Origin of the sequence: Acidovorax sp. CF316 (assembly GCF_000276605.1) — a bacterium.
Taxonomy (GTDB): Bacteria; Pseudomonadota; Gammaproteobacteria; order Burkholderiales; family Burkholderiaceae_C; genus Acidovorax.
Map to the genome: position 1 here is coordinate 1 of NZ_AKJX01000225.1, position 6,643 is coordinate 6,643.

Below are 6,643 nucleotides of genomic sequence, written 5' to 3' on the forward strand. Positions count from 1 at the left end.
GGCCGGCTGCCGCGGCTGCCGTTTGACCAGGCCTGCTCGGTGCTGTAGGCCGCGGGCACGCCCCCGCGTGCCGCCGGGCACGCAGGGTGGGGAAGCCTCTCATTGAGTTTTTGTATTTTATTGTGTATTCTTGGTATACCAAATAAAAACGAAAGGATTACAATGTACCGAGTGCTCGCAGGAATTGCCCTGGCGTTGTGCGCCACTACCGGCCTCGCGCAGGCCTGGCCGGCCAAGCCCATCACCATCGTCGTGCCGTTCGGCGCGGGGGGAAACACGGACACGATCGCGCGCCTCACGGCCAGCCATCTCACCAAGGCGCTGGGCACTGCCGTGGTGGTGGACAACCGCCCCGGCGCCTCGGGCCTCATCGCCGCCAAGCAGGTGCTCGGGGCCCCGGCGGATGGCTACACCCTGTTCATGGCCACGGCCACGCAGGTGGTCACGGCGCCCTTCGTGAACCCGAACTTCAACTACGACCCGGCCAAGGACTTTGCGCCGGTGGTCAACATCGGGGCCAATGCATTCGTCATTGCCACCAAGGCCGCACTGCCGGTGAAGAACCTGGGGGAACTGGTGGCCCTGGCCAGACAGCAGCCCGGCAAGCTCAGCTACGGCAGCGGAGGGGCGGCGGCGCTCACCCACCTGTCGGCTTACATCTTCACCAAGCGGGCCGAGATCGACATGGTGCATGTCCCCTACCGGGGCGGGGCCCCGGCCATGACGGACCTGCTGGGCGGCGTGATCGACATGTACTCGGCCAGCCCATCGGAGGTGATTTCCCAGGCGAGCGGGGGAAAGATCCGTCTTTTGGCCATCTCCAGTGCCACGCGCTCGAAGGAGCTGCCGAACGTGCCGACCATCGCCGAGACCTTTCCCGGCCACGAAGTCACCACCTGGAATGGCCTCATGGCGCGCGCAGGCACGCCGCCCGAGGTGCTGGACCGCATCGCCGCGGAGGTGCTCCGCATGAAGGACGACCCGGTGGTGCTGCAAAAGCTCGATGAGGCCGGTGTGGTGCCGCTGTTCACGGCGCGCGCCGCATTCGGTGCGCAGATCCAGCGTGAGCTGGTGATGTGGGGCAAGGTGCTCAAGAACTCCGGGATCCGCGCCGAGTGAGGCAGCGGCCCGCAACTGCATGAATTCAAGAAAGGAAATTGCAATGAACTGGTTTGGAATTGCCACCTACATGGCAGGCACGGGCAGCACGGCGCCGCGCATGGGCCTGGTGGTCGACAATGCTGTCTACGATGCGCAAACCGCCGTGCAGGCGGTCACACCCGCCGCGCCGCCGATGCCCGCCGAACTGGGGGCCTTGCTGGCGGGCTGGGATGCGTCTGCCGCCACGCTCCAATCGCTGGAGTCGGCCGCGCTGGCCATCCGCGAGGGGCGCATCCAGCCACCTCGACAAGAGGGGGCGCTGTCCGTTCCCTATGCGCCCGCCCGCATCTTTGCCACCGCGTCCAACTACTACGAGCATGCCGCGGAGATGGGCACCCAGCTGGCGGCGCGCAGCGAGAGCTCGCCCTACATCTTCATGAAGGCCGAGACAAGCGTGACGCCCACGAAGACGGCTGTCGTCATGCCCGCCAGCACGATGAAGCTCGATTGGGAGGTGGAGCTGGCTGTGGTCATCGGCCGCGGCGGCCGCAATATCGCACTCCAGGATGCCTACGCGCACATCGCCGGCTACACGGTGATCAACGACGTCAGCGCCCGCGACCTCACGCGTCGCACGGACTACCCCTTCTCGCACGACTGGTTCCGCGGCAAGAGCTTCGACACCTTCGCGCCGCTGGGTCCCTGGTTCGTGCCCCGCGACTGCGTGGGGGACCCGATGGACCTGCGCATGCAGCTCACGGTCAACGGCGAGAGCATGCAGGACGCGAGCACGAAGGGCATGATCTTCAACATTGCCGAACAGATCGCCTACCTGTCGAGCATCCTCACGCTCAAGCCGGGCGACCTGATCGCCACGGGAACGCCCACGGGCGTGGGCATGGGGCGCGGCCTGTTCCTCAAGCCGGGCGACGTGATGGTGGCCTCGATCGCGCAGATCGGTGCCATCGAAAACCACGTCACCGCGGCTTCCTGAAACAGCGCGCACCATCCCCGCCCCATGCCGGGATGCGCCGCGCCGCAAGCAAGATTCAAACGCAACGGAGTTCGCCATGGAAAAACTCAAACCCCGCCGCCTCGGGCACATCGTGCTCATGGTGCGCGACATCCACAAGTCGGCCAGGTTCTATACCGAGGTGCTGGGCCTCGAGGTCTCGGACTGGATCGGCGAGAACATGGTCTTTCTGCGCGCGGGAACGGACCACCATGACCTCGCGCTCGCGCAACTGCCCGCCGACTCGCCGGACCTGAACGACCTGCCGCGCTACTCGCGGCCGGGCCTGGAGCATTTCTCCTACCTCATCGACAGCCTGGAGGAGATGGAGCGCTCGGTCCGGGTGCTGCAGGCGCACGGCGTGGAGATCGTGCGCGGCATCGGCCGCCACGGACCCGGCAACAACCTCTTCTTGGTGTTCAAGGACCCCGATGGCAACAACGTCGAGGTCTACTGCGACATGACCCAGATCCCGCAGGATGCCGGGCACCAGGCCGAGGTCTGGGAGCGCAACCTGGAGAGTTTCGACCAGTACCGGCTCGAACGCTTCGTCGTGCCGCCGCCACCGCATTTGCTGGCGTCCAAGACCGGGGGAAACAAGGGCTCCTGAGCGGCCCGGGATCGCCACAGGGGAAAGAGGCGGTGCTCCAGCGGGGCACCGCCTTTCGTCCTGCAAGCCGCGTCAGCGCGGGGGGATGGCCGTGGCGGGCTCGCGTCCCGCAAAACAATCCGCCAGGCTGGCGAGCAGCGCCGCCGTCTGTGCCGCCTGGGAGGCTGGCGAGCGCCCTGCCAGGTGCGGCGTGAGCAGCACATTGTCGAGTGCGCGCAGCGCCGCAGGAACCTCGGGCTCGTACTCGAACACATCCAGGCCTGCGCCGGCAATGCCGCCGGTCCGCAAGGCCTGCACCAGGGCTTCGGTATCGACCACTGAACCCCGCGCCACGTTCACGAAGAAGCCCTCGGGGCCCAGGGCTGCCAGCACCGGGCCATCCACGATGTGGTGGGTGGATGCGCCGCCCGGGCAGGCGGCCACCAGGTAGTCGCTCGCGCCTGCGAGCGCGAGCAGACTGGGCTCGTGGCGGTAAGGCAAGCCGTTGCGCGGGCTGCGCGTGCAGTAGCGCACCTGCATGCCGAAGCCGAGCGCGCGCAGGGCGATGGCCTGCCCGATGCGCCCCATGCCGATGATGCCGAGCGTGGCGCCGTGGAGCGTCGGGCGCGCCGCCCGCAGGCCGCACCAGCCGCCCGCGCGCATGGCCGCGGTGAGCGCGCCGTAGCCACGGCTGAGGGCGAGCAGAAAGCCCAGCGCATGGTCGGCCACCGTCTCGTCGTTGGCACCGGGGGCATTGGCCACCACGACGCCGCGCCGTGCGGCCGCGCCCAGGTCCACCGCCTCGTAGCCCGCGCCGAAGGCGCAGACGATGCGCAGCGCGGGCAGCCGCTCCAGCTGCTCGGCGGACAGGCCCGTGGTGCCGTTGGTCACCACCGCTGCGATGTCATCCCAGGGCACGGAGTGGGTGTCCATGCCGTCGTGCAAGGTGTAGGTGCTGGCCAGGGCTGCCCGCGTGGCCGCGGGCAGCGGGATGAGCGCCAGTATGTGCAAACGCTGCACTGTGCGCTCCTCTCAGCCCGCGGCGGCGGGCGCCACCTCTTTGACCGCCCCCTTCCAGCCGGACTCGGTGATGTCGAACACGATGCCGTCGGGCGTGCGGTACTTCACTTCGTAGAACACGTTGGGGTCGGTTTCCTTGCGGCCCGTGAGGTAAGTGCCGCCTGCGGCGACCACGCGCCTCTCGGCCTCTTCGAGGTTGTCCACCCACATGCCGAAGTGGATCACGCCCCGCACGTCCTTGAGCTTCTCGTAGCCGGGAACCGCCTCGTCCTTGAAGTTCAGCAAGGCCACGTTCATCACGCCATCGGTCATGTACCAGCCGCGCATGGCGCGGCCGGCGCGGGTCATGCCGAAAGCCTGCTCGAAGAACTGGGCCGCGGCCTCGGGGTCGCTGACCGACAGGGCGATGTGCCTGAGTCTTTCCATGGTGAATTTCTCCTGTTGTGTATATCGACATGGAAAGTATAGTGAATTCAAGTTTGTTTGGTATACCAAAACATCAATGTGTATAATTTTCAGCATGAACAACGCATCGCAGCCCCTGGGCTCGCTCAGCGCGCAGGATCAGGCCTTGCTCGACGGCATCGGGCCACGCTGGGCCGAGGACATCAACCGGCACCGTGACCTGGTGGTGCGTGCCTATACGCCCCTGGTCCTGCAGGCCGACAACCGCGGCATCGAAGTGGCCCGCGACCTGCCCTACGGCACAGCGCCGCGCCAGGTGCTCGACGTGTACAGCCGCGGCGAATGGGCCGGGGGGGCGCGCGACGTGCTGGTCTTCTTCCATGGCGGGGCCTTCATCCGTGGCAGCAAGAGTGCCAACGGCGCCATCTACGACAACGTGGCCTACTGGTTCGCGCGCCAGGGCTGCGTGGCGGTGAATGTGGAATACCGGCTGGCCCCGCAGACCGCATACCCGGGCGGCGCCGCCGACGTGGTGGCCGCCGCCCGCTGGGTGCGGGCCCACATCGGGCGGTTTGGCGGCGATCCGGCGCGCGTCTTCCTCATGGGCCATTCGGCCGGGGGATCGCATGTGGCCAGCGCACTGTTCGACCCGGCGCTGGCAGAGCGCCTCACCCCGGCCGACACAGCGGGGGCCATGCTCGTCAGCGCACGGCTGCGCGCCGACGTGCTGCCGGACAACCCCAATGCCGATGGGGTGCGCGCCTACTTCGGCGAGGATGCCGCGCTGTACGAGCAGCGCTCGCCCGCCAGCCACGCGGGCCAGAGCAATGTGGCCCTGTTCATCGCCGTGGCGCAGTACGAGAACACCCACCTCGACCGCTACGGCCAGGAGTTCCACGCCCGCGCCCTGGCCAGCGGGCGCACGGCGCCCACGCGCTTCGCCTTCATGCCGCGGCACAACCACACCTCCATCGTCGCCCACTTCAACAGCGGCGAAGAAACCCTGGGCCCGCAGCTGCTCGATTTCATGCGCGCAGCGCGCTGACACGCCCCGACCCCTTCTCCACTCCCTTGCGCACCGACACCATGCAAAGCACCCGCCCCCTCAAGGTCCTCGCTCCGGCACTCACCCCCTTCCATGCCGACCTGTCCGTCAACCGGCCGGCGTTCATCGCGTTCTGCCGCTGGCTGGTGGCGCAGGGCGCCGGGCTGGCCGTGTTCGGCACCAACAGCGAGGCCAATTCGCTGGGCCTTTCCGAAAAGATCAAGTTGCTGGAGGCACTGGTCGATGCCGGCATTCCGGCCGGTGCCATGGTGCCCGGCACCGGCTTGTGTTCGGTGCCCGAGACCGTGGCCCTGACCCGGCGTGCTGTCGAACTCGGCTGCGCCGGTGCGCTGGTGCTGCCGCCCTTCTATTTCAAGCCCGCGACCGATGACGGGTTGTTTGCCCACTATGCGCAGGCGATCGAAGCCGTGGGGTCGGAGCGCCTGAGGCTCTACCTCTACCACATCCCCCAGTTCACGGGTGTCCCCATCTCCTGCGCGCTGATCGAGCGGCTCCTCAAGGCCTACCCCGGTACCGTGGCCGGCATCAAGGACAGTTCGGGTGACTGGGCCAACACCGAGCGCGTGCTGCGCGAATTCCCGGGGTTCGAGGTCTTTCCCGCGTCGGAGGCGCTGCTCGAAAAGGCCTTGCCGCTGGGGGCTGCGGGCTGCATCTCGGCCACCGCCAACGTGCAGCCGGGTGCCATCGCGCGGGCGCTGCAGGCCTGGGGGACCCCCAGGTTCGGCGCCCTGCAGGCGCAACTCAAGGTGGTGCGCAGCCTGTTCCAGGCCCACCCCATGATCCCCGCGCTCAAGGAAGTGGTGGCCCGGGAGTTCGAGGACAGCGCCTGGCGCCATGTGCGCCCGCCGTTCGCGCCGGCCGAGGCGACCTGGGCCGAAGGCCTGTGCACGCAGCTCGCCCAGGCCGGCTTTCGCATGGAGCGCCCATGACGGCGCCCACCCTGCCGCGCCCCCTTGGTGCCTATGCGCGCTGGCGGCGGGCCGGTGACCTGGTGTTCGTCGCCGGCGTCAGCGCACGCCTGCCGGGGGGCGAGATCGACGGTGTCCTGCGCGAGGGCGACGCGGTGCGCCACGACGTGGCCGCACAGACCCGCCGCGTGCTGCAGACCATCGACGCGCTGGTGCAGGAAGCGGGTGGGGCAGGTCTGGCCGACTGCGTGGACATGCAGGCCTTCCTGGTGCGCGCCGAGGACTTCGCCACCTTCAACGCCGCCTATGGGGAGTTCTTTCCTGGCGACGCCCCCACGCGCACCACCGTGGTCGTGCGCGCCCTGCCGCACCCGGACATGGTGGTCGAGATCAAGGCCATCGCTTGCGTGCAAGTAACCAGTAGCCAGTAGCCGCCCACAGTGCATGCAACTGGCGCGCCCCAGGCCAGTGCTCCCGCGCAAGGGCCGCCCCGCCGCGCTGGGAGCGTCCCCCTCCCGACTCGCGCAGCGGGTCGAGAGAGG

At 68.3% G+C, this 6,643-nt stretch carries 8 protein-coding genes; 6 read left to right on the forward strand and 2 right to left on the reverse strand.

Annotated elements, in window-relative coordinates:
* Window positions 1–162 precede the first annotated feature (162 nt).
* From PMI14_RS27485 to PMI14_RS27495, 3 genes are all read left to right on the forward strand, one after another.
* Complete coding sequence (locus tag PMI14_RS27485; RefSeq protein ID WP_007859649.1) at window positions 163–1,119, forward strand: tripartite tricarboxylate transporter substrate binding protein; 957 nt, start codon at window positions 163–165, stop codon at window positions 1,117–1,119.
* A gap of 43 nt (window positions 1,120–1,162) precedes the next feature.
* Window positions 1,163–2,095, forward strand: a complete 933-nt coding sequence (locus PMI14_RS27490; protein WP_007859650.1) for a fumarylacetoacetate hydrolase family protein — start codon at window positions 1,163–1,165, stop codon at window positions 2,093–2,095.
* A gap of 76 nt (window positions 2,096–2,171) precedes the next feature.
* Entirely contained in the window at window positions 2,172–2,723 is a 552-nt protein-coding gene (locus PMI14_RS27495; RefSeq protein WP_007859652.1) for a VOC family protein, read from the forward strand.
* A 72-nt stretch (window positions 2,724–2,795) separates the two neighbouring features.
* On the opposite strand, the gene PMI14_RS27500 is transcribed toward PMI14_RS27495, so the two are convergent.
* Window positions 2,796–3,722 carry a 2-hydroxyacid dehydrogenase gene (locus PMI14_RS27500; RefSeq protein ID WP_007859653.1) on the reverse strand — a complete coding sequence of 309 codons (927 nt, stop codon included), beginning with the start codon at window positions 3,720–3,722 and terminating at the stop codon, window positions 2,796–2,798.
* 12 nt (window positions 3,723–3,734) lie between these two features.
* Complete coding sequence (locus PMI14_RS27505) at window positions 3,735–4,148, reverse strand: VOC family protein (protein ID WP_007859654.1); 414 nt, start codon at window positions 4,146–4,148, stop codon at window positions 3,735–3,737.
* Window positions 4,149–4,242: 94 nt separating this feature from the next.
* Here PMI14_RS27505 and PMI14_RS27510 point away from each other — a divergent pair, with 94 nt between their 5' ends.
* Genes PMI14_RS27510 through PMI14_RS27520 form a run of 3 tightly spaced genes read left to right on the forward strand, consistent with a single transcriptional unit; the run spans window position 4,243 to window position 6,532 of the window.
* Window positions 4,243–5,172 (forward strand): alpha/beta hydrolase, encoded by a 930-nt coding sequence (locus PMI14_RS27510; protein WP_007859656.1) that lies wholly within the window; start codon window positions 4,243–4,245, stop codon window positions 5,170–5,172.
* Between the two features lie 41 nt (window positions 5,173–5,213).
* On the forward strand, window positions 5,214–6,122 hold the full coding sequence (locus PMI14_RS27515) for a dihydrodipicolinate synthase family protein (RefSeq protein WP_007859657.1): 909 nt from the start codon (window positions 5,214–5,216) through the stop codon (window positions 6,120–6,122).
* Window positions 6,119–6,532 carry a RidA family protein gene (locus PMI14_RS27520; RefSeq protein WP_007859658.1) on the forward strand — a complete coding sequence of 138 codons (414 nt, stop codon included), beginning with the start codon at window positions 6,119–6,121 and terminating at the stop codon, window positions 6,530–6,532. Before PMI14_RS27515 ends, PMI14_RS27520 begins: the two co-directional genes overlap by 4 nt.
* The last annotated feature ends 111 nt before the right edge of the window (window positions 6,533–6,643 follow it).

Coding starts and splice junctions, on each gene's coding strand:
- PMI14_RS27510 (WP_007859656.1), top strand. CDS start 4,243: ATGAACAACGCATCGCAGCCCCTGGGCTCGCTCAGCGCGCAGGATCAG.
- PMI14_RS27515 (WP_007859657.1), top strand. CDS start 5,214: ATGCAAAGCACCCGCCCCCTCAAGGTCCTCGCTCCGGCACTCACCCCC.
- PMI14_RS27485 (WP_007859649.1), top strand. CDS start 163: ATGTACCGAGTGCTCGCAGGAATTGCCCTGGCGTTGTGCGCCACTACC.
- PMI14_RS27520 (WP_007859658.1), top strand. CDS start 6,119: ATGACGGCGCCCACCCTGCCGCGCCCCCTTGGTGCCTATGCGCGCTGG.
- PMI14_RS27490 (WP_007859650.1), top strand. CDS start 1,163: ATGAACTGGTTTGGAATTGCCACCTACATGGCAGGCACGGGCAGCACG.
- PMI14_RS27505 (WP_007859654.1), bottom strand. CDS start 4,148: ATGGAAAGACTCAGGCACATCGCCCTGTCGGTCAGCGACCCCGAGGCC.
- PMI14_RS27495 (WP_007859652.1), top strand. CDS start 2,172: ATGGAAAAACTCAAACCCCGCCGCCTCGGGCACATCGTGCTCATGGTG.